This is a genomic window from Dermacoccus sp. SAI-028 (assembly GCF_004346775.1).
Taxonomy (GTDB): Bacteria; Actinomycetota; Actinomycetes; order Actinomycetales; family Dermatophilaceae; genus Dermacoccus; species Dermacoccus nishinomiyaensis.
Genome location: NZ_SMFS01000001.1, coordinates 2,079,684 through 2,106,176, shown reverse-complemented (window position 1 = coordinate 2,106,176; position 26,493 = coordinate 2,079,684). Strand labels below are relative to the sequence as shown.

At 69.7% G+C, this 26,493-nt stretch carries 22 protein-coding genes, 1 other RNA gene and 2 pseudogenes; 18 read left to right on the top strand and 7 right to left on the bottom strand.

Annotated features, from left to right (window positions below):
* Positions 1 to 8 precede the first annotated feature (8 nt).
* The 7 genes from EDC82_RS09640 to EDC82_RS09610 all read left to right on the top strand — a co-directional run bounded on the left by EDC82_RS09640 (position 9) and on the right by EDC82_RS09610 (position 7,183).
* Positions 9 to 452, top strand: a complete 444-nt coding sequence (locus tag EDC82_RS09640; protein ID WP_131941295.1) for a hypothetical protein — start codon at positions 9 to 11, stop codon at positions 450 to 452.
* A gap of 53 nt (positions 453 to 505) precedes the next feature.
* Positions 506 to 1,618, top strand: a complete 1,113-nt coding sequence (prfB, locus tag EDC82_RS09635) for a peptide chain release factor 2 (protein ID WP_006943864.1) — start codon at positions 506 to 508, stop codon at positions 1,616 to 1,618.
* Between the two features lie 56 nt (positions 1,619 to 1,674).
* Entirely contained in the window at positions 1,675 to 2,526 is an 852-nt protein-coding gene (gene ftsE / locus EDC82_RS09630; RefSeq protein WP_131941293.1) for a cell division ATP-binding protein FtsE, read from the top strand.
* Positions 2,523 to 3,434: a permease-like cell division protein FtsX gene (gene ftsX / locus EDC82_RS09625; protein ID WP_062258517.1), complete on the top strand. Its 912-nt coding sequence runs from the start codon at positions 2,523 to 2,525 to the stop codon at positions 3,432 to 3,434. Before ftsE ends, ftsX begins: the two co-directional genes overlap by 4 nt.
* Before the next feature lie 2 nt (positions 3,435 to 3,436).
* Entirely contained in the window at positions 3,437 to 4,669 is a 1,233-nt protein-coding gene (locus tag EDC82_RS09620) for a M23 family metallopeptidase (protein WP_006943861.1), read from the top strand.
* 94 nt (positions 4,670 to 4,763) lie between these two features.
* Entirely contained in the window at positions 4,764 to 5,240 is a 477-nt protein-coding gene (smpB, locus tag EDC82_RS09615; protein ID WP_006943848.1) for an SsrA-binding protein SmpB, read from the top strand.
* Between the two features lie 68 nt (positions 5,241 to 5,308).
* Entirely contained in the window at positions 5,309 to 7,183 is a 1,875-nt protein-coding gene (locus EDC82_RS09610; RefSeq protein ID WP_131941291.1) for a DUF2207 domain-containing protein, read from the top strand.
* Between the two features lie 129 nt (positions 7,184 to 7,312).
* Here the strand turns inward: EDC82_RS09610 and EDC82_RS09605 are convergent, their stop codons facing one another.
* The gene (locus EDC82_RS09605; protein WP_074040691.1) at positions 7,313 to 10,693 is read right to left on the bottom strand and encodes a pyruvate carboxylase; all 3,381 of its coding nucleotides are present in this window, start codon (positions 10,691 to 10,693) and stop codon (positions 7,313 to 7,315) included.
* A gap of 228 nt (positions 10,694 to 10,921) precedes the next feature.
* Positions 10,922 to 12,502: an MFS transporter gene (locus EDC82_RS09600; protein WP_131941289.1), complete on the bottom strand. Its 1,581-nt coding sequence runs from the start codon at positions 12,500 to 12,502 to the stop codon at positions 10,922 to 10,924.
* Positions 12,503 to 12,907: 405 nt separating this feature from the next.
* Here EDC82_RS09600 and ssrA point away from each other — a divergent pair.
* The 4 genes and pseudogenes from ssrA (at position 12,908) to EDC82_RS14965 (ending at position 14,622) form a co-directional block, all read left to right on the top strand.
* Positions 12,908 to 13,274, top strand: a transfer-messenger RNA (tmRNA) gene (ssrA, locus tag EDC82_RS09595).
* A 349-nt stretch (positions 13,275 to 13,623) separates the two neighbouring features.
* Positions 13,624 to 13,965 (top strand): annotated as a pseudogene (locus tag EDC82_RS15280) (HipA N-terminal domain-containing protein); the annotation flags it as partial.
* Between the two features lie 142 nt (positions 13,966 to 14,107).
* Positions 14,108 to 14,350, top strand: a pseudogene (locus EDC82_RS15275) (hypothetical protein); the annotation flags it as partial.
* Between the two features lie 143 nt (positions 14,351 to 14,493).
* Positions 14,494 to 14,622 carry a DUF6011 domain-containing protein gene (locus EDC82_RS14965; RefSeq protein ID WP_222122248.1) on the top strand — a complete coding sequence of 43 codons (129 nt, stop codon included), beginning with the start codon at positions 14,494 to 14,496 and terminating at the stop codon, positions 14,620 to 14,622.
* Positions 14,623 to 14,682: 60 nt separating this feature from the next.
* Here EDC82_RS14965 and EDC82_RS09580 read toward each other — a convergent pair whose 3' ends face one another.
* A complete protein-coding gene (locus tag EDC82_RS09580; RefSeq protein ID WP_074041182.1) occupies positions 14,683 to 15,333 on the bottom strand; it encodes a hypothetical protein in 651 nt (216 codons plus the stop codon).
* 110 nt (positions 15,334 to 15,443) lie between these two features.
* Between EDC82_RS09580 and EDC82_RS09575 the strand changes: the two genes are divergently transcribed.
* The 4 genes from EDC82_RS09575 to EDC82_RS09560 all read left to right on the top strand — a co-directional run bounded on the left by EDC82_RS09575 (position 15,444) and on the right by EDC82_RS09560 (position 20,022).
* Positions 15,444 to 15,797, top strand: coding sequence for a hypothetical protein (locus EDC82_RS09575; RefSeq protein ID WP_074041183.1), 354 nt, complete (start codon positions 15,444 to 15,446; stop codon positions 15,795 to 15,797).
* A gap of 264 nt (positions 15,798 to 16,061) precedes the next feature.
* Positions 16,062 to 18,953, top strand: a complete 2,892-nt coding sequence (locus tag EDC82_RS09570) for a DEAD/DEAH box helicase (RefSeq protein ID WP_131941287.1) — start codon at positions 16,062 to 16,064, stop codon at positions 18,951 to 18,953.
* A gap of 101 nt (positions 18,954 to 19,054) precedes the next feature.
* The gene (locus tag EDC82_RS09565; protein WP_074041184.1) at positions 19,055 to 19,618 is read left to right on the top strand and encodes a YqgE/AlgH family protein; all 564 of its coding nucleotides are present in this window, start codon (positions 19,055 to 19,057) and stop codon (positions 19,616 to 19,618) included.
* Between the two features lie 68 nt (positions 19,619 to 19,686).
* A complete protein-coding gene (locus EDC82_RS09560; RefSeq protein WP_050786634.1) occupies positions 19,687 to 20,022 on the top strand; it encodes a DUF3039 domain-containing protein in 336 nt (111 codons plus the stop codon).
* A gap of 12 nt (positions 20,023 to 20,034) precedes the next feature.
* Here EDC82_RS09560 and EDC82_RS09555 read toward each other — a convergent pair whose 3' ends face one another.
* Entirely contained in the window at positions 20,035 to 20,400 is a 366-nt protein-coding gene (locus tag EDC82_RS09555; RefSeq protein ID WP_038568880.1) for a hypothetical protein, read from the bottom strand.
* A gap of 351 nt (positions 20,401 to 20,751) precedes the next feature.
* On the opposite strand from EDC82_RS09555, the gene EDC82_RS09550 reads away from it, so the two are divergent.
* Positions 20,752 to 21,072 carry a hypothetical protein gene (locus EDC82_RS09550; protein ID WP_062257647.1) on the top strand — a complete coding sequence of 107 codons (321 nt, stop codon included), beginning with the start codon at positions 20,752 to 20,754 and terminating at the stop codon, positions 21,070 to 21,072.
* A 184-nt stretch (positions 21,073 to 21,256) separates the two neighbouring features.
* On the opposite strand, the gene EDC82_RS09545 is transcribed toward EDC82_RS09550, so the two are convergent.
* The gene (locus EDC82_RS09545) at positions 21,257 to 21,496 is read right to left on the bottom strand and encodes a hypothetical protein (RefSeq protein WP_062257649.1); all 240 of its coding nucleotides are present in this window, start codon (positions 21,494 to 21,496) and stop codon (positions 21,257 to 21,259) included.
* 209 nt (positions 21,497 to 21,705) lie between these two features.
* On the opposite strand from EDC82_RS09545, the gene EDC82_RS09540 reads away from it, so the two are divergent.
* Positions 21,706 to 23,478, top strand: coding sequence for a DEAD/DEAH box helicase (locus EDC82_RS09540; RefSeq protein WP_074041185.1), 1,773 nt, complete (start codon positions 21,706 to 21,708; stop codon positions 23,476 to 23,478).
* Positions 23,479 to 23,620: 142 nt separating this feature from the next.
* A complete protein-coding gene (locus EDC82_RS09535) occupies positions 23,621 to 24,463 on the top strand; it encodes an RDD family protein (RefSeq protein WP_062257653.1) in 843 nt (280 codons plus the stop codon).
* Between the two features lie 94 nt (positions 24,464 to 24,557).
* Here EDC82_RS09535 and EDC82_RS09530 read toward each other — a convergent pair whose 3' ends face one another.
* A complete protein-coding gene (locus EDC82_RS09530; protein ID WP_062257656.1) occupies positions 24,558 to 25,163 on the bottom strand; it encodes an isochorismatase family protein in 606 nt (201 codons plus the stop codon).
* The gene (locus EDC82_RS09525; RefSeq protein WP_074041186.1) at positions 25,160 to 26,491 is read right to left on the bottom strand and encodes a nicotinate phosphoribosyltransferase; all 1,332 of its coding nucleotides are present in this window, start codon (positions 26,489 to 26,491) and stop codon (positions 25,160 to 25,162) included. Before EDC82_RS09525 ends, EDC82_RS09530 begins: the two co-directional genes overlap by 4 nt.
* Positions 26,492 to 26,493 lie beyond the last annotated feature (2 nt).

Below are 26,493 nucleotides of genomic sequence, written 5' to 3'. Positions count from 1 at the left end.
CGTCCCTCGTGAACCGAACGCGCGCCGACGACGGCGGGATCGCCCTTCTCGGCATCGGGCTGTGTGCGTGCGTCGTCATGCTGCTGCTCGGCGGTATCTGCGTGCACACCGCGCAGGTGGCGCGCGTCGATGTCCTCGACGCCGCCGACCATGCGGGCGCCGCAGCCGCCGACCGCATCTCGGTCGCGCATGCCTACGCTCACGGCGTCGAGGCGCCGCAGCTCGACGCGGCATCGGTGCGCGCCGAGGCGCAGGCGGCGCTGTCCGCCACCGAGCGCCCGGCGCACGTCACGTCGTGGAGCCTGACGTCGGCGAGCGTCGACGGCAAGGATCTCGTGCTCGCCGTCGCGGCCGTCGTCGAACCGCCGGCGGTCGGGGGAGCGCTGTCTGCGCTCGGTGCACCGATCACCGTTCACGTCACCACGCGGGCCGAAGCGCACTTCGAACGATGAGTGTTCACTCGCCGGTTGGGGCGCGGCCCGTCACAGGCGATACTCTGGAAGGCGTGGCTGTCGACTTTCCCAACGAAATCAAGAACCTGCGCACGACGATGGCGTCGGTGCGCGAGGTGCTCGACCTCGAGAAGCTGAAGAAGCAGATCGTCGACCTCGAGGAGCAGTCCGCGGCCCCCGATCTGTGGGACGACCCGGATGCGGCGCAGAAGATCACCTCCGCGCTGTCGCGCGCGAACGCCGAGAACGACCGCGTCGAGAACATGGACGCGGCGATCGACGACCTCGAGGTGCTCGTCGAGATGGGCACCGAGGAGAACGACGCCGACACCCTCGCCGAGGCCGAGCGCGAACTGAAGAAGCTGCAGAAGGCCGTCGGCGAACTCGAGGTGCGCACCCTGCTCAACGGCGAGTTCGACGAGCGCGAGGCCGTCGTCACGATCCGCGCCGGCGCCGGTGGCGTCGACGCCGCCGACTTCGCCGAGATGCTCATGCGCATGTACCTGCGCTGGGCCGAGCGTCACGGCTACCCGACGAAGGTCATGGACACCTCCTACGCCGAAGAGGCGGGCCTCAAGTCCGTCACGTTCGAGGTCAACGTGCCCTACGCGTTCGGCAACCTGTCGGTCGAGGCCGGCACGCACCGTCTCGTGCGCATCTCGCCGTTCGACAACCAGGGCCGACGTCAGACGTCGTTCGCCGCCGTCGAGGTCGTGCCGCTCATCGAGACGACCGACACGATCGAGATCCCCGAGAACGAGCTGAAGATCGACGTGTTCCGCTCCTCGGGCCCCGGTGGCCAGAGCGTCAACACGACCGACTCGGCTGTGCGCATGACGCACATCCCGACCGGCACCGTCGTGTCGATGCAGAACGAGAAGAGCCAGATCCAGAACCGCGCCGCCGCGCTGCGCGTCATGCAGTCCCGCCTGCTGCTGCTCAAGAAGCAGGAGGAGGACGCGCAGAAGAAGGAACTCGCCGGCGACATCAAGGCGAGCTGGGGCGACCAGATGCGCTCCTACGTCCTGCACCCCTACCAGATGGTCAAGGATCTGCGCACCGAGTACGAGGTCGGCAACACCTCCGGCGTGTTCGACGGCGACATTGACGGGTTCATCGAGGCCGGCATCCGTTGGAAGCGCGCCGCCGCTCGCGACGCCGAGTGACACCGGCTCACACGCGGGGTAGGTAGCGAGCACGCATCGAGCACGGCGGGGGAGCCATGATTCGTTTCGACCATGTGAGTCTGACGTACGGCAGAAAGCTGGCGCCTGCGCTCGACGACGTCAGCTTCGACATCGAGCGCGGCGAGTTCGTCTTCCTCGTCGGCCAGTCCGGCTCGGGCAAGAGCTCGCTCATGCGTCTCATGACGCACGAGGTGACGGCTACGTCCGGCCAGATCCACATCGCCGGGCGAGACCTCATGACGATGCCGCGCCGCAAGGTGCCGTCGCTGCGCCGCGACATCGGCGTCGTCTTCCAGGATTTCCGGCTGCTCGAGAACAAGACGGTCGCCGAGAACGTCGCGTTCGTCCTCGAGATCCTCGGCTGGCGTCGGGGCGCGGTGCGCACGGCCGTGCCCGAGGCGCTCGAACTCGTCGGCCTCGCCGAGAAGTCGCGCCGCTTCCCGCACGAACTCTCCGGCGGTGAGCAGCAGCGCGTCGCCATCGCGCGCGCCGTCGTCAAGCAGCCCGCCATCCTGCTCGCAGACGAACCGACCGGCAACCTCGACCCCGAGAACTCCGAAGAGGTCGTCGGCGTGCTCGACCGCGTCAACCGCACGAGCACGACGCTCGTCATGGCAACGCACGACAACTCGCTCGTCGACCGCCTGCAGCGGCGCGTCATCGAGATGAGCGACGGCCGTCTCGTGCGCGACTCGACCGGCGGCTACCGCTCCGAGGCCACCTCACGACGCTCCGGCGCGCGCCGCCTCGACGCCGTCGCAGAACAGGACGGCCACGACAGTCACGACGCCCACGACGATCCGCCAGCTCTCGACGGCACGACCACCGCAATCCCGGGCGCCCGCGCCACGCGCCGGGGGCGCGACATCACGGGAGCTGCGTCGTGAACCTGCGTTTCCTCGCCTCCGAGGTCGCTCAGGGGGTGCGTCGCAACACCTCGATGATCGCCTCGGTCGTACTCGTGTCGATGGTGTCGATGATCTTCGTCGGTGCCGGGCTGCTCGCGCAGCGTCAGGTCGACGCCGCCAAGGGCGATTGGTACGACAAGGTCCACGCGTTCGTGTTCCTGTGCACCGACTCCGACACGGGCGTCGCCTCGTGCGCCGGCGGCAAGGCGAGCGCAGCGCAGACCGAGACGGTGCGCATCAACCTGACGAACCTCGCGCCGCTCGTCACGAAGGTCGACTACAGGACGAGCGAGCAGGCCGTCGCGATGTTCCGCGAGCAGTACCACGACTCGCCGTACGTCAGCAGCGTCGACGCGTCGTCGATGCCCGCATTCTTCGAGGTGCGCCTCGACGACCCACGGCGTTTCGACGAGATAGCGAGCGGATTCACCGGCATGCCGGGCGTCGCGCACGTGAGCAACCTGCACGAGGTGCTCGCACCGTTCTTCTCGTTCCTCACGATGCTCGGCGTCGGCTCGGCCATCATCGCGACGCTCATGGTCGTGTGCTGCGTGCTGCTCATGGTGACGACGATCCGGCAGGTGGCGTTCACGCGGCGCCGGCAGGTCGGCATCATGCGCCTCGTCGGTGCCTCGAGCGCGACGATCTACCTGCCGTTCGTGGCCGAGGTGCTGCTCGCCTCGCTCGTCGGCGCGACCCTTGCCTCGGCCATGCTGTGGGCGATGGTCCACTTCGGCGTGAGCAGCCTCGCCGGCTCCGGGGGCGGCTTCGTCAACCTCGTCGGGGACGACGACGTCCTCGCCGTCGTGCCGTGGCTGTACCTCGGCGCGCTCCTGCTCGCGATCGTCACGTCGTGGCTCACGCTGCGTCGCTACCTCAAGGTGTGACGGTGGCGCCCACCAAATCCCGTCGCCGACTCTGCGCCGCAGCCCTCGCCGGGACCTGCGCGCTCGGTGTCGCGTCCGGGTCGAGCCACGCCGTCGGTGACGACGTCGACGACAAGATCAAGAACAGCAAGTCCGAGATCGACGACATCTCGAAGTCGCTCGCCGACGCCGACGCGACGCTGACGAAGACGAACAAGGCCGTCGCGGCCGCCGACAAGAAGGCAAAGGACGCGAAGAGCGCCCTGACGAAGGCCCAGCAGAAGCAGCGTGACGCCGCGTCCGACTACGACGTCGCCAAGGCCGACGAGGACGCCTCGCGCACCGCCCTCGCGACGAACCGCGCCGACCAGGCGAAGGCACGCACCGAGGTCGGTGGCCTCGCGCGCAACGCGTTCGAGACGGGCGGGCTCGGCGACCTCACGTTCACCATCGAGGTGCTCACCTCGAACTCGGGTGTCTCCGGGTCGATGGCGCTCGCCGACATCGTCATGCGCCGCCAGCAGGGCGTCATCACGAATCTCAAGAGCTCGGCCGCAGCCGGGCAGAGCGAGGCGACACGTCTCGCGGAGATCCGGCGTCGTGCGAGCCTGGCGAAGACGAAGCAGGACGCCGCCGTCACCGCCGCGAGCACGGCGAAGACTGACGCCGACACCGCCGAGGCGAGTCTCGTGGCGTTGCAGAAGACGCAGAAGGACGACAAGAAGAAGCTCGAGGCCGAGAAGAAGAAGGAGGAGGCGAAGCTCGCGGCGTTGCAGGCTGAGAGCACGCGCCTGAAGAACGTCACGACGACGAGCAAGGATGTCGACACCAGCGTCCACGACGTGCCGCAGGGCACCGGTTTCCTCGCTTCCCCGGGCCCGATCTCGAGCATCGTGTCGGGCTACGGCTACCGCTTCCACCCCGTCCTCAAGATCGACAAGCTGCACGAGGGCGACGACTTCCCGTTCGCGTGCGGCACGCCCGTCTATGCCGCGGGTGACGGCACCGTCATCGAGGCGAACTACAACGACGTCTCCGGCAATCACGTCTACATCAGCCACGGAACCGTCAACGGTGCGCAGCTGACGAGCGCCTACATGCACTTCACGTCCCTGTCGGTCAGCGTCGGGCAGAAGGTCAAGAAGGGCCAGCAGATCGGGGTCTCCGGGATGACGGGGCGCGTCACCGGCTGCCACCTGCACTTCGAGACCCGCGAGAATGGTGTGGCCGTCAACCCGCTGAAGTGGATAAAGTGACAGCTTCGGAAATGCCCGGCATGCCTGCGATGTTGTCTTCACCGACGTCGACCACGCCGAACGCGACCGCATCGAAGCAGAAGGGGGTGAGCCCATGCCGAAGGAACACGGCACGAAGGTGATCGCCAACAACAAGAAGGCGCGCCACGACTACCACATCGAGGAAACGCTCGAGGCCGGGCTGTCCCTCATGGGCACCGAGGTGAAGAGCCTGCGCATGGGGCGCGCGTCCCTCGTCGACGGTTACGTGCTCGAGCGCGACGGTGAGATGTGGCTCGAGAACGTCCACATCCCCGAGTACCTCCAGGGCACGTGGACGAACCACTCCGCGCGTCGGCGACGCAAGCTGCTGCTGCACAAGGCCGAGATCCTCAAGCTCGCGAACAAGGCGCAGTCGAAGGGGTACACCATCGTGCCGCTGTCGCTGTATTTCAAGGACGGGCGCGCGAAGGTCGAGATCGCCCTCGCGCGAGGCAAGCAACTGCACGACAAGCGCCAGACGCTGCGCGAGCGTCAGGACAACCTCGAGGCGCAGCGCGAGATGCAGGTACGCCTCAAGCGCGGCGGCTGAGAACCGAGCGAGCGCGCCGGTTGACCCGCCGGCACGCCCCCGCCTCGCCCACGTGGCAAGGTAGGGGCATGAGTCGTCTCAGGGGAGCACCTACACCGTCGGCCCGCACCGCACTCGGCGCCGCCGCCGTCGCGCTCGTCGCCATGAGCGCAGCGCCCGCTCAGGCCGCGAGCAACGACAACATCCGCATCACGAACTACGACATCCGCTACGACGTGGGCGCCGACGGTGGCGTCGACGTCACGGAGAATCTCGACGTCCGCTTCAGCGACAGCAGTCATCACGGGCTCGATCGCATCGTCATCACCGGCCAGGGCGTGAGCGACACCCAGCACCGTGAGTACCCGATGACGAACGTCTCCGTCACCTCCTCGACGGGAGCGCCGACGCAGCTGCAGCGCTCCCGTGACGGCGGCGCTGAGCGGTTGCGCATCGGCAGCCCGAACCGCACCGTGTACGGCACGCAGCACTACACGCTCAAGTACCACCTCGCCGGTGTTGTCAACAAGCAGTCGAACTCGTCGACCGAGTTCTTGATCAACGCGACGGGCAACGACTGGAAGATCCCGATCGACACCGCGCGTGTCACCGTCAAGGGCCCGGGCGCAGTCTCTCGGGCCAAGTGCTGGTACGGCGAGAAGAACTCGAAGCAGGAGTGCAGGGCGACGCCGGGGACGGAGGCGTCGTTCTCGGCGAACAACGTCGGCAACGGGCGCGGCATGACGATCGACGCCGACCTGCCGACGTCGGTGTTCACGAACACCGCCCCCATCCTCAAGGACGGCTCGGCCGAGGACGCGTTCGGCGTCAACGGGCCGCTGACGTCTTCGCAGCGCCAGGCCGTCAACATCGGCGGCGGGGCTCTGGCGGCGGCACTTGCGGGGCTCGGCGGGCTGTGGTTCGTCCGCGACCGTCGGCGCAACGCCGACGAGCGCTACAGCGGAATCGCACCCGGTCAGCTCCCCGCGCCCGGCCAGGAGGTGCCGGTCGAGCGGACGCGCGAGCCCGAGGTCGCCGTCCGGTTCGAGCCGCCCAACGACGCCACCGCGGGCCTTGCGGGCCTCGTCATCGACCGTCGCGCCGACAACCGTGACGTCGCGGGCACCATCGTCGACCTCGCGGTGCGCGGGTACCTGCGAATGGAACAGGTCGACAAGAGCGACTGGCTGCTCATCTCGAACCCGCAGCCCCCGGCGGGGCAGCTGCTGGCCTACGAGGCAGACCTACTCAACGCGCTGTTCTCCGACGGCTCGCAGGTGTGCCTGTCCGATCTGAAGAACCACTTCGCGGGCCACCTGGCGAACGCGAAGGAGGGCATCGAGGACGAGGCCGTCGCGCGCGGCTGGTTCAAGCAGCGCCCGAGCGCGAGTGAGGCCGGGGCCAAGGGCCTCGCGAGCCTGTTCGCGGTGCTCGCCGTCGTCTCGTTCTTCGCCGCGAACCACTTCCACCTCAACGGCTTCCTGTTCGGTGCGGGTTTCGCGATCGTCGCCGTCCTCGCGCTCGTGCGTTCGAAGAACGCTGCCGCGCGCACGCCCGTCGGCTCGGCGGTGTACGACCAGACGCGCGGGTTCGAGCTGTATCTCAAGACGGCTGAGGCGAAGCAGATCAAGTTCGAGGAAGCCGAGCAGATCTTCAGCCGCTACATGCCGTACGCGGTCGTGCTCGGTCTCGCCGACCGCTGGGCGAAGGTCTTCGGCCAGGTCGCCGCTGCCGCGCAGGCGCAGGGCTACCCGATGGTCATGCCCTACTGGTACGTGCCGTACGGCGGCTTCGGCGGCGGTTTCGGGGGCTTCGACAACTTCGGCGCCTCGATGGAGGCCTTCAGCGACGCGGCGTCGTCCGCGTTGTCGTCCACGCCCGGTTCGAGCGGCGGTAGCGGCTTCTCCGGCGGGGGAGGCTTCTCCGGCGGCGGCATCAGCGGTGGTGGTGGCGGCGGCTGGTGAGCCGGCCCGCCTGAACGACGCCGAAAGGGGCACCCGTCTCGAGTCAAGACGGGCGCCCCTTTCGCCTGCGCCGCACGACCTGACGGGCTCGAGCGGAGGCCGCGAGCCGTCAGGTCACGGCGGCGGACATCACTCGATGACGATGACGAGGTCGCCGCCCTCGACCTGCGTCTCGTGCGTCAGAGCGACGCGCTTGACGGTACCGGCGATGGGCGTCGTGATGGAGGCCTCCATCTTCATCGCCTCGATCGTCGCGACCGTGTCGCCTGCCGCGACCTCGTCACCCTCGGCGACGCTGACGGACACCATGCCCGCGAACGGAGCGGCGACATGGCCGGCGTTCTTCGGGTCGGCCTTCTCGACGGCGGCGACGTCGACCTTGACGGCGTGGTCGCGCACCTGGACGGGACGCAGCTGGCCGTTCACGGTCGCGAGCACGGTGCGCATGCCGCGCTCGTCGGGCTCGGAGACCGACGCGACCGACAGCAGGATCTTCTTGCCCGGCTCGAGGTCGACCTCGTGCTCCTGCCCGGGTGCGAGGCCGTGGAGGAACTCCTTCGTCGACAGCACCGACAGGTCGCTGTAGAGCTCGCGGGCGCGTGCGTAGTCCTGCGTCGGGCCGGGGAACAGCAGGCGGTTGAGCGTGCCGCGCGGGTCGCGTGCGAGGTCGGCCTCGTCATGGTCGCTCAGCTCCTCGACGCGCGTGCGCACCGTGCGTCCGGCGAGGGCCTTCGTGCGGAACGGCTCGGGCCAGCCACCGGGCGGGTCGCCGAGCTCGCCGCCGAGGAAGCCGATGACAGAGTCCGGGATGTCGTAGTTCTGCGGGTTGGCCTCGAAGTCCTTCGGGTCGGCGTTCGCGCTGACGAGCGCGAGCGCGAGGTCGCCGACGACCTTCGAGCTCGGCGTCACCTTGACGACGTTGCCGAGGATGTCGTTGGCCGCGGCGTACGTGTCCTCGATCGCCTCGAAGCGGTCGCCGAGGCCGAGCGCGATCGCCTGCTGGCGCAGGTTCGACAGCTGCCCACCCGGGATCTCGTGACGGTACACGCGACCCGTCGGCGCGGGGAGGCCCGACTCGAACGGCTTGTAGAGGGTGCGCACGGCCTCCCAGTACGGCTCGAGGTCGCACACGTTCGCGAGGTCGAGCCCCGTCGCACGGTCCGTGCCGTCCGTCGCCGCGACGAGCGCCGACATCGACGGCTGGCTCGTCGTGCCCGACATCGCGGCGCTCGCGACGTCGACCGCGTCGACGCCCGCGTCGATGGCGGCGAGCAGCGTCGCGAGCTGGCCACCGGCCGTGTCGTGGGTGTGCAGGTGCACGGGCAGGTCGAAGCGCTCCCGCAACGCGGTGACGAGGGTACGCGCCGCCGGGGCGCGCAGCAGACCCGCCATGTCCTTGATCGCGAGGACGTGGGCGCCGGCGTCGACGATCTTCTCGGCGAGCGCGAGGTAGTAGTCGAGCGTGTAGAGCTTCTCGTCGGGGGAGGCGAGGTTGCCGGTGTAGCACAGGGCCACCTCGGCGACGGCGGTGCCCGTCTCGCGCACCGCTTCGATGGCGGGACGCATCTGCTCGACGTCGTTGAGGGCGTCGAAGATGCGGAAGATGTCGACACCCGTGCGCGCGGCCTCGGTGACGAACGCGTCGGTCACCTTGGTCGGGTACGGCGTGTAGCCAACGGTGTTGCGCCCGCGCAGCAGCATCTGGATCGGGATGTTCGGCATCGCCTCGCGCAGCTTCGCGAGGCGGTCCCACGGGTCTTCGGACAGGAAGCGCAGCGCGACGTCGTACGTCGCGCCGCCCCAGGCCTCCATCGACAGCAGCTGCGGCGTCATGCGTGCGACGTACGGCGCGACGTGCAGCAGGTCGCGGGTGCGGATGCGCGTCGCGAGCAGGGACTGGTGGGCGTCGCGCATCGTCGTCTCGGTGACGGCGACGGCCTGCTGCTCGCGCAGAGCGCGGGCGAACGCCTCGGGCCCTTCGGTGATCAGCCGGTCGCGCGCGCCGGGCGGGACGGGGCCGCTGATGTCGAACGCGGGCAGCTTCTCGCGCGCCGTGATGGCGAGTGCTGAGTGGTCGCCGTACGGCTTGTTGACGGTCGTCTCGGCGAGGTAGGTGAGCAGCTTCGTACCGCGATCGCCGGGGGTGCGCGCGTCGAGCAGGTGCGGGTGGGTCTCGATGAACGACGTCGTCACATGGCCGGAGATGAATGCCGGGTCCTCGAGCAGGGCCTGCAGGAAGGGGATGTTCGTGCTGACACCGCGCACGCGGAACTCGGCGAGGGCGCGGCGGGCGCGGCGCACGGCCGTCGCGAAGTCGCGGCCGCGGCAGGTGAGCTTGACGAGCATCGAGTCGAAGTGGGCGCTGACCTCGGCGCCCATGTGGATCGTGCCGCCGTCGAGGCGAACGCCCGAGCCGCCCGCGGAACGGTAGGCGGTGATCGTGCCGGTGTCGGGGCGGAAGCCGTTGGCCGGGTCCTCGGTCGTGATGCGGCACTGCAGCGCCGCGCCGTGCAGGTGGATGTTCTCCTGAGCGAGGCCGAGGTCGTCGAGGGTGTCGCCGGAGGCGATGCGCATCTGCGCGGCGACGAGGTCGACGTCGGTGACCTCCTCGGTGACGGTGTGCTCGACCTGGATGCGCGGGTTCATCTCGATGAACACGTAGCGGCCGCGGGTGTCGAGCAGGAACTCGACGGTGCCGGCGCACGAGTAGCCGATCTCCTTCGCGAACGCGACGGCGTCGGCGCACATGCGTTCGCGCAGTTCGGGGGAGAGGTTCGGTGCCGGCGCGATCTCGACGACCTTCTGGTGGCGTCGCTGCACGGAGCAGTCGCGTTCGAAGAGGTGGACGACGTCGCCCTCACCGTCGGCGAGGATCTGCACCTCGATGTGGCGCGGGTCGACGACGGCTTCCTCGATGAAGCAGGTCGCGTCACCGAAGGCGGATTCGGCTTCGCGCATCGCGGCCTCGAGGTTCTCGCGCAGCGCCTCGGGCTTCTCGACGCGACGCATGCCGCGCCCGCCGCCGCCGGCGACGGCCTTGACGAAGACGGGGTAGCCGATGTCGTCGGCGCCCTTGACGAGTTCGTCGATGTCGGACGACGGCGGCACACTGCGCAGCGTCGGCAGGCCGGCGCGCTTGGCGGCGGCGATGGCCGTCGCCTTGTTGCCCGTCATGTGCAGCACGTCGGGCTTGGGGCCGATGAAGGTGATGCCGGCGTCGGCGCACGCCTCGGCGAGCAGCGGGTTCTCGGACAGGAAGCCGTAGCCGGGGTAGATCGCGTCGGCGCCCGATTCGCGGGCGACGCGGATGATCTCATCGACGTCGAGGTAGGCGCGCACGGGGTGGCCGACCTCGCCGATCTGGTAGGCCTCGTCGGCCTTGAGACGATGCTCGCTGCCGCGGTCCTCGTGGGGGAAGACGGCGACGGTGGTGGCGCCCAGCTCGGTGGCGGCGCGGAACGCGCGCACGGCGATCTCGCCTCGGTTGGCGACCAGGACCTTGCGGAACATGCACATCTCCGTTCGGGGTGGGGCGCCGCGGCGGCGCAGTTGGTGCTGACACTACCGGTCGCTCAGGGCTGAAAACCGCAGAGTTTCGCGGCAAAACCGACCAATAGCGAACAGTTGGCAACACACGCGTGTCTCGCACCACACCGGACGTGAGAAAAGCCTCTGGGCGGGCCCGACGCAGGGTCGAGCCCGCCCAGAGGCGAGGGTGTGCAAGCTGAAGCGACCGCGTCAGCCCACGTGCGCGGTGGGCGCTGCCCCGTCGGTCTGCAGTTCGTCGCTGCGAATCGTGATGAAGATCAGGATGAGCAGGGCTCCGACGAGAAGCATGCCGGAGGCCACCCAGAACCCGTGCGTCGAGGCGAAGGTCTGCACGTCGAGCGCTCCGGCTGCCTGCTGGGCCTGCATCTTCGACTTGAACTCAGCCGTTCCCTGCACCGACGTCGGCACCTTCGCCATCGCGGCAGCGGCGGCGGCCTTGAGCTCGTCGGCACGCTGCGTCGCATAGTGCGAATACACCGTGGTGAGAGCGGCGAGACCGATCGAACCACCGATCTGCTGCGCGGTGTTGAGCGCGGAGGCGGCGGCCCCCGAGTCCTTCGCTTCGACGCCGTGGGAGGCGGCGAGCGTCATCGGGATGAAGACGAAGCCCATGCCGAGGGCCATGACGAAGATGCCGGGCAGCAGGTGCGTCGCGTAGCTCGAGTGCGTGTCGAGCTGGGTGAACGACCACATGCCCGCTGCTGCGAGCAGGCCGCCGAAGCCCGAGAGGTAGCGCGGCTTGATGCGCGTGACGAGGTTTTGCGACAGGCCCGCGGCGATGACGATGCCGAGGCTGAACGGCAGGAACGCGAAACCGGACTTGACCGGCGAATAACCGAGCACCTGCTGGATGTACAGGCCGAGGAAGAAGAACATCGCGAACATCGCGGCACCCATGATGAGCATCGCGAGGATCGCGGTGCCTCGCGTGCGGTCGGCGAGGATGCGCATCGGCAACAGGGCGTGCTCGGTGCGGCTCTCGATGGCAGCGAACGCGATGACGAGCAGGGTGCCCACGATCAGCGGCACGAGGGTCCAGGTGTCGCCCCACGAGTGGGACGCGGCGTTGGACAGGCCGTAGACGATGCCGAACAGACCCGCGGTCGCCGTGACGGCGCCGATGATGTCGAGGGTGCCCTCGTGACCGTCGGATTCGACGAGCACGCGGGGTGCGAGCACGGCGACGGCGATGCCGATGGGCACGTTGATGAGCATCGTCCAGCGCCAGTCGATCTCGGTCAGCACGCCGCCGAGGATGAGGCCGATCGCTGCACCGGCGCCGGACATCGCGGCGTAGACACCCATGGCGCGGTTGCGCTCCTTGCCGGGCGGGAACGTCGTGTTGACGAGGGCCAGTGCCGCCGGCTGAGCCAGCGCCGCACCGGCACCCTGGAGCACGCGCGCGGCGAGCAGGAGGGTGGGGTTGGGCGCGATGCCGCCGAGCAGCGAGGCGAGAGCGAACACGGCGATGCCGACGGTGAACATGCGGCGGCGTCCGAAGATGTCGCCGAGGCGCCCGCCCAGCAGCAGGAGCGAACCGAGAGCCAGCGCGTAGGAGGTGACGACCCACTGAAGGCCGGACTGGCTGAAGTGCAGATCGGTCTGGATGTGGGGTAGCGCGATGTTCACGACCGTCCCATCGAGCACGATCATGAGCTGGGCGCAGGCGATCACGAAGAGCGCGAGGCTGAGGTTGGGCTTCGCGGGGTTGTCGGTGGATGACTCCACGGGTGCGTCGGGGCCGTGAGTGCTGACAGCAGCAGTCGACATCAGCCCCTCCTTTCTCGAGTTGGCGCCCTTGAGGGGCCGGGGCAGGCGTGGGGGAGAGGCCGGCGAGGAACCGACGGAGTGTGATGCGCGCGGGATCGAACGCGGGCAGCAGGGCGATCGGGCGCTGCCCTGGGGAGTGCAGCCGCGCGTTGGCCGCCGTTCGTCGGGATGGGGTCGGCCGTGGCGCGACGCAACGTGTCCGTGCGGCGAAGTGATTGAAGATGCAACGACCGAGGAACAACGATAGTCTTCGCGGGGTGAGGCGCCAAGCGATCCTCGTGTGGCGCATGACACGGCAGAGGCGCAGCGGGTGGGAATGCGCTCGCGTCCTTCGCTGTTGAACCGCTAGACTGACGGACGCTGATTCGTCAGTAAGCACAACTCCACAGAGCGAACAGTTTCCATGGGGATGATCGGTTTCGACATCGGTCGCCGTCCCAGGGGAAGCGGGCCGAGGATGCAGAGTTATCTCGTTAACGCTCTCTGCAAACTTATAGGTGCCGATTCCAAGCGCACCGACTTCGCCCTCGCCGCCTGAGCGAGCCCGAAGTCTGTCAGCCTGAGCTAGTTCTCGACTCAGTGTCTGGCATCAGCTAGAGAACTTGCTGCAACGTCTTGTCGAGGGGCGTTGTGGGACTCTCACTCGACTGGGCCTGTCGCGGAATGTGTCATTCCTTGCCGCGGGGCCGAGAAAATCCGCAGGATGACTGCGCCCGGAGAAGCCCTGGATCGCCGTCGATGGACGGGGGTTCAATTCCCCCCATCTCCACCACCTCCATGCATCGGTCGCGAGGCCGAGCGGCTGTTCGCAGAACTCGTCACGCAGCGTGAATCAGGCTGCTGCGTGACGCGTGTGGCACGGAGCCCGCCGTCATCCCTCCCGAGGGGTGACGGCGGGCTCTTGCACGTCGTGCGGTCCGGCTTTCACCACTCGCCGATGCCGAGCCACCGCTGCACGATCGGCGTCATAGATCGGGACAAACCCGGCCGGGTTGATGGCCGTCCCGCCCGACTTCTCGATCAATAGATCGCCCATGGACGAGCTCGTGGCGTCCACCGATCCCTACCAGTACGCACGCGGGAGGGCTCTGGCCAGCTCTGCGCCGCTGAAGGATTGAGAGATGAGCGGCGCCGCCATCAGCGTCTCGACGTCGGTCGACGGTGAGGACATGACGGTCGGTACGTGGCATCCGCATCCACGAAGCGGTGGCACTTTCCGCTATGAGAAGTCGTGGGCGAGCGCTGAGTACGGCTACTCGCTGTCGCCGGCGCTGCCCGTGCTGGCAGGCAGTGCGCCTCAGGTGACATATGCCGAGAAGGGGCCCCTGCCGCAGGTCTTCTCGGACAGCGCACCTGCTCGGTGGGGCCGGCAGATCATCGAACGGACGTGGCAGGCCGACGGCAGGGGTGTGCCTGACGCAGTCGACATCCTTCTCGCCGTGCGCGACCGGCTACGGATGGGCGCAATTCGCTTCGCGCGCGACGGAGTCGAGATGAGCGAGAGCGCACGCGTGCCCAAGATGCTCGACCAGGCTCACCTCGAGGCGGTGGCGCGGCGAGCGGAGAGTCACACGGACAGCGACGCGGACATCAAGGAACCGTTCGATGCGGGTTCGTCGATGGGTGGTGCGCGCCCCAAGGCCGTCGTCGTGGACGAGAACGGGCACCTCATGTTGGCGAAGTTCACCTCGACCAAGGACGACACCGACGTCGTCGCATGGGAGAAGGTCTGCCTGGACATCGCCGCACACGCTGGGATCACCGTTGGTGGCGGTGGCCGAAGCGTTCGAACCGCACATGGCCGCCTCCGGCCGTGTGGATCTCGCGGAGCTGTGGAAGCGCACAGTGCTGAACCTCCTCGTGGGAAACAAGGACAACCACCTGCGTAACCACGGCTTCCAACCGCACCACGATCGAGCCGTGCGCGACGGGTTCGACGGTGTGATGAGGCAGCGAACCCGCGAGGTGTTGGGGGAGCGCCCGGCCCCGTCGTGTTGGATCTCGCCCCACATGACGCCTCCGCTGGATCGGTGGGGCGATGCCGTGTCTGTGGGCGCCCGCTTCGCTCACCGGAGTCCATTGCACGTGGCTCCGGCCCCGAATGCTCCAAGAAGGTGTGAGCGTCGGGGTCGAGCCGTGAAAGGGGCACGGGCCGTGTGAGGCAGCAGAACGCAGTGTCCTCAGGCCGCCGGGACGCACACCACCTGGTCGAGGTCGGCGGCCAGCGGCTGGCCGACGTTGTTCTTCACGACGTGCTTGACGCGTGCAACGCAGCGGACGCGCTTGTCGTCCTTCGTCAGGTAGGTCGTGCCGTGCGCGGCGATCGTCGCGGTGTCCTGGCCGGTCGAGTCGACCTCGATGCGGCTTCGCGCGTACGTCTCTGTCAGCCCGTTCTTCTTCTGCGCGGCGACGCTGAGGGCGTGCAGGTCATCGGGCGACCACGTCACGTCACTCGAGGCCGGCGCGGCGACGGCCTTCGCCTCCGGGCGCCAGTCCTTCTCAGGGACGGCGGCGGCACGCGCTGCGCTCAACGCGTCGGCGCGCTCGATCGTCGCCGTGGCCGACGCGATGGGCGCCGGGCCCGCCACGCGATGACGCATCGACGGCACCGCCGCCACGAGCGCGACGACGGCGAGCGCCGCGATCACGCCGAAGCGCCACGGGTGGGCCTGCTCCAGGCACATCGACGCGAACATCCACGCGATCGCGCCGATCAGCACGGCGCAGAACGCGAGCGCGGCGAGCGTCGAGACGACCGTCGCGTGGGTGGGGGACAGCTGCGGCAGCCACATCGTCGCGACGTGGGCGGCGTGATCGAAGTGCACCGTCATGAGAGCTCCTTGGGCGCGGGGCTGCCTCGTCGCAGCCGCTCGAAGCTAGGCCGACAGCCTGAGAACCCGCCGAGAGGGCGCCGGACGTGCGCGGTGCGATACTGCACGGGATGCCCCCTTCCGACTCCCGCCTCGTCCGCGCCTGCCGCGCGCTGCTCGTGCTCGCCCTCGCACTGCAGACGTACCTCCTGTACGTGTTCCATTCGAGCGGGGCAGAAGGTGAGCTGTTCCCCCACGCCGACAAGGTGGTCCACGCCTGCATGTTCGGCGGACCCGCCCTCCTGGCACTGCTCGGACGGTGGCGATGGGTGGCGCTCATGCTCGCGTTCTATGCGCCGATCTCCGAACTGATCCAGGGCACGGACGTCGTGGAGCGCGACGCGGACTGGCGCGACGCACTCGCCGATGTGACAGGAATCATCCTGGCGTGGGGGTTGACGCGTCAGCTGCGCCGCCGGGCGTGACGTAGACTTGGGGGACCATTGATCTTGCGTTCAGTAGGTTTGCTTTCGGTTTGAGCGTGCCCGCAGCTACTCCCTGTGGCGGCACGTGGTGGTGAGAGTAGGCCCGTTCTCTGAGCGTCACCCACGATGTGACGCCGTCATGTGAGCGCCGAGATCCCACGCAACAGCGCCGATCCACCCAGTACGCAATCCTTCCAGCCCACGTGCTCCACGGGCTCTCTGGCGTGCTCGCCTTCGGTGCTCTCGACCGAGAGGTTCACACCCATGTCTTCGACGAACAACAACAACGGCAAGAAGCCGCGCTGGTCGCACGCCGACAAGGCCGGCGCCAAGCGCGGCCAGGACCGCTCCGGCGGCCGCGACTTCGGAGGACGCCGCGACGGCGCCGCGGGCGGACGCGACGAGCGACGCGGCGGTTTCAGCCGTGACAACGACCGCCGTGAGGGCGGGTTCCGCGGCGGTGACGAGCGTCGTGGCGGCTTCCAGGCCCGTGACGACCGCCGTGACGGTGGTTTCCGCGGCCGCGATGAGCGACGCGGTGGCTTCAACCGTGACAACGACCGCCGTGAGGGCGGGTTCCGCGGCGGCGACGACCGTCGTGGTGGTTTCAACCGCGGTAGCGACGAGCGCCGTGGCGGCTTCCAGGGCCGTGATGATCGCCGTGGTGGTTTCAGCCGTGACAACGACCGCCGTGAGGGCGGCTTCCGCGGCGGTGATGACCGTCGTGGTGGTTTCAACCGCGACAACGACCGACGTGACGGCGGCTTCCGCGGCGACGACCGCCGTGGCGGTTTCAACCGCGGTGGCGACGACCGTCGTGGTGGTTTCGGGGGCCGCGACGAGCGTCGCGAGGGTGGCTTCCAGCGTCGCGATGACCGCGGTGGTTTCAACCGTGGTGGCGATGACCGTCGTGGTGGTTTCAACCGCGACAACGATCGTCGCGAGGGCGGTTTCCGTGGCGGTGACGACCGTCGCGGTGGCTTCAACCGTGATGACCGTCGTGGTGGCTACCAGGGCCGTGACGACCGGCGCGGTGGGTTCAACCGTGACAACGACCGTCGCGAGGGCGGCTTCCAGCGTCGCGACGACCGCGGCGGTTTCAACCGTGGCGACCGCCGTGACGGCGGCTTCCAGCGCCGCGACGACCGCCGTGAGGGCGGTTTCGACCGCGAGAAGCGCTTCGGGCGCCCCGACCGCTCGTTCGACGACGCCCCCGTGCGTGACGAGTCCCGCGTCGAGGACGCGCAGGTCGAGAACGTGACGGCGGCGAACGCCGACGTCGCGGCGACCACCGTCGAGGCCGACGCGGCCACGAGCGAGAACATCCAGCGCGAGAACGTCGACGTCGTCGGCGAACAGAACCCCGACGAGCGCGTCCACGTCGACGGCGACGTCGAGGGTGACGTCCGCGTCGACGACGCTCCCACCGCCGACGCCACGGACGCCGAGCGCGACGGTGTTGACGCCGCCGACTCCGACACGACCAACTCTGACGCCGACAACACCGACGCGCAGAACACCGACCCCGCCGACGCCACGAACGCCACCGCGGGCACGGCCGACGGCGAGCACGCGGGCTTCGACGAGAGCGAGTCGGACGAGATCGACGAGAGCGTCATCATGACGTTCACCGAGCTCGGGCTGCCCGAGGCGCTCGTCGAGCGCATGGCGCGTGACGGCATCACGAAGCCGTTCCCGATCCAGGCGGCGACCATTCCCGACGCGATGGCCGGCAAGGACGTCCTCGGCCGCGGTCGCACGGGTTCGGGCAAGACGCTCGGCTTCGGTCTGCCGATGCTGGCGCGTCTCGCCGAGGGCGGCAAGGCTCGCGCGCACCAGCCGCGCGCCATCGTCCTCGTGCCGACGCGTGAACTTGCGATGCAGGTGAGCGATGCGCTGCAGCCGCTCGTCCACGTCGTCGGTCTCAAGCACAAGCTCGTCGCCGGTGGCATGCCGTACGAGCCGCAGCTGTCCGCGCTGGAGCGCGGCGTCGACGTCCTCATCGCCACGCCGGGTCGCCTGTCCGACCTCATCGAGCGTGGCGCGGCCGACCTGAGCCGCGTCGAGATCGCCGTGCTCGACGAGGCCGACCACATGGCCGAGATGGGCTTCCTCGAGGCCATCACCGAGATCCTCGACCTCGTGCCCGAAGGCGGCCAGCGCCTGCTGTTCTCCGCGACGCTCGACCGTGGCATCGACACCGTCGTCGACAAGTACCTCGTCGACCCGGTGACGCACTCGACGGACGACGGCACCGCCACCGTCACGACGATGGAGCACCACGCGCTGCTCATCGAGCCGCGCGACAAGAAGGTCGTGACGGCCGAGGTCGCGAACCGTGAGGGACGCACCGTGGTGTTCGTCCGCACCAAGATGGGCGCCGACCGTGTCGCCGCAGAGCTGCGCGAGCAGGGCGTCATGGCTGCCGCGCTGCACGGTGGCCTCAACCAGGGTCAGCGCAACCGTGTCCTGTCGGCGTTCAAGGACGGGCGTGTGCCCGTGCTCGTCGCGACCGACGTCGCGGCGCGCGGCATCCACGTCGACGAGGTCGGCGTCGTGCTCCAGGTCGACCCGCCGGCCGACCACAAGGACTACCTGCACCGCGCCGGCCGTACGGCCCGCGCAGGGGAGAAGGGCACCGTCATCACCCTGGCGCTGCCGCACCAGCGCCGCTCGATGCAGCGTCTACTCGACTCCGCCGGCGTCGACGTGAGCCTCGTGCGCACGCGCCCCGGTGACGAGGCGATCGTCGCCGCGGGCGGTTCGACGCCCGAGGGCCGTTCGATCTCCGAGGACGACCTGCGTCGCACCCTCGCGCCGCGCAACGACCGTGGTGGTCGCGGCGGCCGTGGCTACGAGCGCGGTGGCCGGGGTGGTTACGACCGCGGTGGTCGTGACGGCGGGCGCGGCGGTTACGGCCGTGGCGGCGGCTTCGACCGTGGTGGTCGTGGACGTTTCAACGACCGCGACGACCGTGGCCAGGGCCGCGGACGCGGCGACGACCGCGGCTTCGGTGGCGGGCGCGGTTACCGCGACGACATCGACGGTGGTTTCGAGCGCGAGAACCGTCGTCAGAGCTTCGGTGGTCGCGGCGGCCAGGGGGGTCGTGGTGGGTACGGCGGCGACCGTGGTGGCTACCGTGGCAACCGCGACTGACGCCGACTGAATCTGCGCTGATGTTGCCCGGTGATCCGGGGCCCCGTGCCCGATCACCGGGCAACATCGCGTTCGGGGCGGGCGTGTTCCACAATGGACGGGTGACCTCGTTGACCGGCCGACTGCTCCTCGCGGTGCCTCGTGCCCACGACCGCGACGAGGGTGACATCTTCACCCGTAGCGTCGTGTTCGTCCTCCACCACGGTGACGACGGCGCCCAGGGCGTCGTGCTCACCGAACCGCTCGAGGCCGGTGTCGACTCGGTCCTTCCGGGGTGGCAGTCCGCGTGCTCGACGCCCGATCGTCTCTTCCAGGGCGGGCCCGTCGGCCTCGACACGGCGGTCGCGCTCGCGGGCGTGCCGGGGCGCGGTGACGTCGTGGGCGCCACGCGACTGTTCGGTTCGCTCGCCGTCGTCGACCTCGACGCGCCGCCGGAGATCGTCGCCCCGCAGCTGTCGGGGCTGCGCGTGTTCGCCGGCAACTGCGGCTGGGAGCCGGGCCAACTCGACGTCGAACTCGCCGACGGGTGGTGGGTGCGCGCCGAACCCGAGATCGCCGACCTGTTCGACGCCGACCCCGAGACGTTGTGGGCGCGCGTCCTCGCACGCCAACCCATCCCGACGTGCCTCCTGGCGTCGTTCCCCGACGACCCGACGCTCAACTGACCCGCCGCCTGACGCCTCGGCTCGCTGCCCCCTGGCCCGCCGCGGGCGGCGCGCCTACACTGGCGCCCATGAACCCGGTTGTGTGGAACTCTTCGATCGACGACCCGTCATCGCCCCTCGGCGCGCCCGACGGCCCGGGCGGCCTCGGAGGGCCGGGCACGTCGACGGCGGTGCTGGAGCGAGAGCAGGTCGACCACCAGCTCTCCGAGCCCGGCGATCACGAGCGCTTCGCGCACTACGTGCGCAAGGAGAAGATCATGGAGTCGGCGCTGTCGGGCGAGCCCGTCACCGCGCTGTGCGGCAAGGTGTGGGTACCGGGCCGCGACCCGGAGAAGTTTCCGGTGTGCCCGACGTGCAAGGAGATCTACCAGGGCCTGCGTCCGCCGCAGGACGGCGGGGAGTGACGCCGACGGGCGTCAGCTCGCCTTCGCGACAGGCTGCCTGACGTCGCCCGTGACCGGGGCCGCACCGACGGCGCCGGTGACGACCGGTCCCGCGGCGGTGGACGCCGTCGCGGAACCGCCGTCCACCCCCGTCAGGTGCTCACGAACCTCGACTGCGGGCGCGTGCGATTCGGCCATGCGGATGAGCACCGTGCGGACGGCCTCGACGCTGACGCCGGCCGCCTCGGCGATGGCGCTCTTCGTCACCTTCGCCTGATCGGCGGCGGCGACCGCCCGCCGGTACTCCGCTTCGGCGGCGAGACGCGCTTCGCGCGCCGCAGTGACGGCGCTGAGCTTCTCGCGTTGAGCATCGGTGAGTTGGGCTCTCGTGCGAACCATGACTCTCGTCCTTTCCCTGCGAGCCCCGGCCAGGGGTGAGCGGCCTCGATGGACCGATCGGCGACGCGCCGCTGGGGCCATCGAGTGCTCGATGTCCATGACTGACTCCACCCTAGGCGCGCGGACGCCCCGCATGGTGGGTTGAGCGCTACTCAACTCCAGGGTGTGATGCTCACCCCACCCTCCGCCGTCGCCCGGCGCGGCGCCGACACCCTTCGACGCGCCGTCGGGACCCAGCCCGTCTCGTCAGCTGGGAGCCTGCTGGGTGAAGCGACGAAGCGGCGACGAGAGTGCTCCCGCGGTGGCGGCCTGCCCCCATCACGCTCGTGCTGTGCGCGGGGGCTCGGTTCGGTGGCGCGGGAGTTCCTCGCCGCGCGCGGCGGCACGACGCGCAGCCTGCGCGTCGGCTTCGCCGCCATCGTCGTCGCGCTGCCGCACATCGGCCTCGCGCACGGCGTCGGCGCACTGGAGTCGGTGATGGCTGCGTATGGCCTGGGCCTCGGCCTGGTCGACGCCGGGTGCAACATGCAGGCCGTCGCCATCGAGCACCATTACGGGCGCCCGCTCATGTCGACGTTCCACGGGGCGTGGACGCGCGGCGGCGTCCTCGGCACGCTCATCGCGCTCGCGACGCATCGCTGGGGCTTCGCGTCGCCGCCGCGGTGCTCATGATCCTGCCCGCCGCCGCGACGCTCGCGCCGTACGTCCCGCACGCGCGGCCGGAACCGGCGCCCATCGCATCCGGGGCCGACGCCCCCGCCGCGCGCAGCCTGCCCTGGCGCCGCATCCTCACCCTCGCCCTCGCGCTCGTCGTGTTCTACATGGTCGACATCGCCGTGACGACGTGGGCGCCCACCTACCTGCACCACACCTTCGCCTCACCGGCCTCGCTCGTCGCCGTCGCCACCCTGCCGTACCTCGTGTGCTCGCTGCTCAGCCGCAGCTGCGGCGACTGGCTGACGGCGCGGCTCGGCCCCGCGGCGCTCGTCGCGCCGTTGTCGTACTCGGTGGCCGCGCGCCTCGCCCGCGACGCACACCCGGAGGCGGACGCGGCGTCCGTCCAAGCCGGCAGCGACGCGATCAACGCGCGCTTCAACCAGTTCAACTACGTCGGCGCCCTGCTCGGAGCCGTGCTGACGGGGACGGGCGCGCTCGGCGACACGTCCCTGCGCTACGGATTCGCCGTCCCGATGGTGCTCGTCCCCGGCCTCGTGGGGGCTGTCGCGCGCGTTCCGGCCGGCCTGAACGGTCGGTGGCGGCGGCCAGGTCGGGGAGTTCGTTCGGCGCCGGTAGACTGCTCGGCCTATGAGTACCTCGGCTGCAGAGCACCTCTCACCCGCCTTCCCGGAGCGCGCCGCGTGGGGTACCGCGGGCAAGCTGCGCGCCTGGCAGGCCGGTGCGCTGGAGCGGTACCTGAGCACCGATCCGCGCGATTTTCTCGCCGTCGCAACCCCCGGCGCCGGCAAGACGACGTTCGCGCTGCGCCTCGCGACGGAGCTGCTGGGGCGCGGCATCGTCAAGAAGGTGACGATCGTCGCGCCGACCGAGCACCTCAAGACGCAGTGGGCCGACGCGGCCGCGCGCGTCGGCATCCAGATCGACCCGAGGTTCACGAACCGTCAGGTCGATGAGGCGTCCGACTACGACGGGGTCGCCCTCACCTACCAGGGCGTCGCGAGCAACCCCGAGGTGCACCGCATCCGCACCGAGCGCACGCCGACGCTCGTCATCCTCGACGAGGTGCACCACGGCGGCGACAACAAGAGCTGGGGCGAGGCGCTGCGCACTGCATTCGACGGCGCCGCGCGACGCGTCTGCCTCACCGGTACCCCGTTCCGCAGCGACACGAGCCCCATCCCCTTCGTGCGCTACGAGGTCGACGACGCCGGCATCCGTCGCTCGGCGAGCGACTACGCGTACGGCTACGCCGAGGCGCTCGCCGACGGCGTCGTCCGGCCCGTGCTGTTCATGGCCTACGGCGGCAACATGCGATGGCGCACCCGGGCCGGCGACGAGATCGCGGCGCGTCTCGGCACACCGATGACGAAGGACGCCATTGCAGGCGCCTGGCGCACCGCGCTCGACCCGAACGGCGCGTGGATCCCGTCCGTGCTTCAGGCCGCCGACAAGCGCCTGTCGGAGGTGCGACGTCACGTGCCCGACGCGGGCGGCCTCGTCATCGCCTCGAACCAGACGGCCGCGCGCGCCTACGCGCGCACGCTCGAGGCGATCACTGGCACCAAACCGACCGTCGTGCTCTCCGACGACGCGGGCGCGAGCTCCCGGATCGAGGACTTCGCCAAGAGCAGCGAGCGGTGGATGGTCGCCGTCCGCATGGTCTCCGAGGGTGTCGACGTGCCGCGTCTTTGCGTCGGCGTCTACGCGACGTCGACGTCGACGCCGCTGTTCTTCGCCCAGGCCGTCGGACGCTTCGTGCGCGCCCGCAAGCGCGGCGAGACGGCGTCGGTGTTCCTGCCGACCGTGCCGATCATCCTCGAGCACGCCTCGCGTCTCGAGGAGCAGCGCGACCACGCCCTCGACCGTCCGCAGCGCGCGGGGGAGAACCCCGAGGACAACATGTGGTCGGAGGAGGAGGGGCTGCTCGCCGAGGCCAACCGTGAGGAGAAGGCCTCCGGGATGCTCGCCGACGACGGCACCTTCGAGGCGCTCGAGTCGCAGGCCGAGTTCGACCACGTCCTATTCGACGCGCAGCAGTGGGGCATGGGCGGTGACGTCGGCAGCCAGGACGAGCAGGAATACCTCGGCTTGCCCGGTCTGCTCGAGCCCGATCAGATGGCGAGCCTGCTGCGTGAACGTCAGGCCAAGCAGGCCAAGGCCGGGCGCACGCGACGCACCGACGACGACGAACCCGTCGCCGCGCACCGTGCCCTCGCCAAGCAGCGCAAGGAGCTCAACGGCCTCGTCGCGCAGTACGCGCGCAAGAGCGGCCAGCCGCATGCCGTCATCCACAACGACCTGCGTCAGCAGTGCGGGGGGCCGACGCTCGACAAGGCCTCCTCCGAACAGGTCGGCGAACGCATCGAGTTGATCCGTCGCTGGTTCGTCGGTCGGCGCTGAGCCTGCGAGGCCCTCAGCCCGCGAGGCCCTCAGCATGCGGGTGTCATGTGGGATGCAGTGCGGTACGAGGCACTGCCTGCCTGGCTCATCCGCACGGCTCATCGCGCCCGGCGCGTCATGCCGGGGCGGATAGGGTAGACGCATGACTGAGCAGCCGCACGCGCCCGTTTCGTCGGGCTGGTACGACGACCCCCGCGACGCCACCCAGCTGAGGTACTGGGACGGCATCCTGTGGACCGAGCGCACCATGCCGAAGCTGCGCCCGGGCCTCGACCACGTCGGGGAGGCTCGCCCGGTCCAGCACCTCGACGCACCGCCGCGCCGTGACGGCGAGCCGCGCACCTATCCGGCTCACTGGGGCCCCGAGGGCAGCGGGGAGCAGCAGCATCGCTTCGGTGCCCCGCAGCCGCGGGCTCATGATCAGCGCCCGACGGCGTTCGGAACGAGCGCGGGGGAGCCGTCGGGGGTGTGGCGCCGCTTCTTCGCCTACTTCCTCGACCGCATCATCTTCGGGGTGCCCGTCACCCTCGCGATGCTGCCGTTCCTGCACTCGTGGATCGACGAGTTCCGCGACTTCATCGACGAGGCGAGCACCGCCGCGAGCAACGGTGGGCAGATGCCGGCCTTCCCCGACGACCTGACGTCGCCGCCGCTCGTGTTGGCGCTCGCGCTGTTCGTGGCGGGATTCGTCTACGACACCCTGATGACGTCACTGCGCGGTGCGACGCTCGGCAAGTCGGCGCTCGGCATCCGCGTGGCGCCCATCGAGGAGGGCGACCCCCGCTCGCCGCAGAAGTTGCCGATGGCACGCAGCGCCGTGCGCGCTCTCATCAAGTACGTGCCGGATCTGATGTCGCTCGTCGCCGTGCTCGCCGGCATCGCGGGCCTGCTGCAGATCGCGATCCTGCTGTGGGCGCTGAGCAACCGCCTCCGTCAGGGCCTCGACGACCTCGCGGCGCGCAGCGTCGTGCGCCGCACCCGCTGACCCCGCCCCACCTGCGTTTTTCGTCCACCTTCGCGAATCCCGTCCACATCGGCGATTCTCGTCCATCTTCGTGCCCGGCACGCGGGCCGCGTTCTCAGCCGACGACGGGTTGACCGACGAGCTCGACGCCCGCGTCGCGCATGGTCGTGAGCGCCGCGTCGGTGCTGTCGGCTGCGACGCCGGCCGTCATGCCGAGCAGCACGCGCGTGCCGAAGCCTTCGCTGACGGCGTCGAGCGCGGTCGCGCGGACGCAGTGGTCGGTCGCGATGCCGACGACGTCGACGCTGCCGACGCCCGCGTCACGCAACCAGGAGGCGAGCGACTCATCGCCACCGGCGAAAGACCCCTCGAATCCTGAGTAGGCCGCGGCGTACCTGCCCTTGGGGAAGATCGCGTCGAGCCGATCGACGGCGGGCGCGAATCCGTCGTGGAACGCCGCGCCGTCGGACTCGGCGCGGCAGTGCACGGGCCACGAGTCGCGGTAGTCGGGGGTCTCGCTCCAGTGCTCGCCGGGGTCGACGTGCCAGTCCTGCGTCGCGACGACGACGTCGTAATCGGCGAGCGCGACGTAGTCGGCGATCGCCGCGGCGACCTGGGCGCCCCCGGCCACGGCGAGCGAACCGCCCTCGCAGAAGTCGTTCTGCACGTCGACGACGACGAGTGCCCGGCGCGTGCCGGCATCAACGTTCGGTGCGCTCATCGCTGCGTCACCCCGCCCAAACCGGGACCCTCGTACCGGGTCGGGATGACGGGCTCACCGCGCGACATCTGACGCGCCTTCGCGGGCAATTCCGCGCGGGCACGCTCGTACACCGCGCGGGCGCTCGCGGCGTCCGTCGGCGCGACGACCTCGCCGTTCCTGACGAGCGGGACGAGCAGCGCACGGTCGTCGCCGTCGTCGACCGGCTGCTCGCCGATGCCGATGATCTCGGCCTCGGCCACTCCCTGTGCGTTTCGGCGACGCAGCGCCCACTTGCGTCCGCCGACGGAGATCTTGTCCTTGCTCTTCTTCGCGACGTCGATCATCTGCTCGTCGTCGCTCGCGTGCTGGACGAGCTTGTAGACCATGCCGGCCGTCGGCGCGCCGGAGCCGGTGACGAGGGAGGTGCCGACGCCGTACGCGTCGACCGGCCCGGCTGCGAGGGCGGCGATGGCGTACTCGTCGAGGTCGCTCGTCACGACGATCTTCGTGCTTGTGGCACCGAGTGAGTCGAGCTGCTCGCGCACCTCGCGGGCCTGCACGAGCAGGTCGCCGGAATCCAGACGCACCCCACCGAGTTCGGGGCCCGCGACCTCGACGGCGATCTTGACGGCGTTCTTCACGTCGTAGGTGTCGACGAGCAGCGTCGTGTCCTTGCCGAGCGAGTCGACCTGCGCGGTGAACGCGGCGCGCTCGTCGTCGTGCAGCAGCGTGAACGCGTGCGCCGACGTGCCCGTCGTCGGCACGTCGTAGCGACGTCCCGCCTCGAGGTTGGAGGAGGCCGCGAACCCCGTGATGTACGCGGCGCGCGCGGCTGCGACCGCTGCCTCCTCGTGCGTGCGACGCGAGCCCATCTCGATGCACGGACGGCCGTCGGCGGCGAGCACCATGCGCGACGCAGCGGCGGCGACGGCTGAGTCGTGGTTGAGGATCGACAGGATCAACGTCTCGAGGATGACGCCCTCGGCGAACGTCGACTCGACGACGACGAGCGGCGAGCCCGGGAAGTAGCACTCACCCTCGGCGTAGCCGTGGATGTCACCGGAGAAGCGGTAGTTGGCGAGCCACTCGAGCGTCGGCTCATCGACGACGGCGCGTCGACGCAGGTCGTCGATCTCGGCCTCGGTGAACCGGAACTCTTTCAACGCCTCGAGAAAACGACCCGTGCCCGCGACGACGCCGAAGCGGCGGCCGTCGGGCAGGCGGCGGGCGAAGACCTCGAAGACGCTCTTGCGGTGGGCCGCACCGGAGCGCAGCGCCGCCTGAAGCATCGTGAGCTCGTAGTGGTCGGTGAGCAGGGCCGTCGAGGCCGAGATGGTGGAAGTCACGT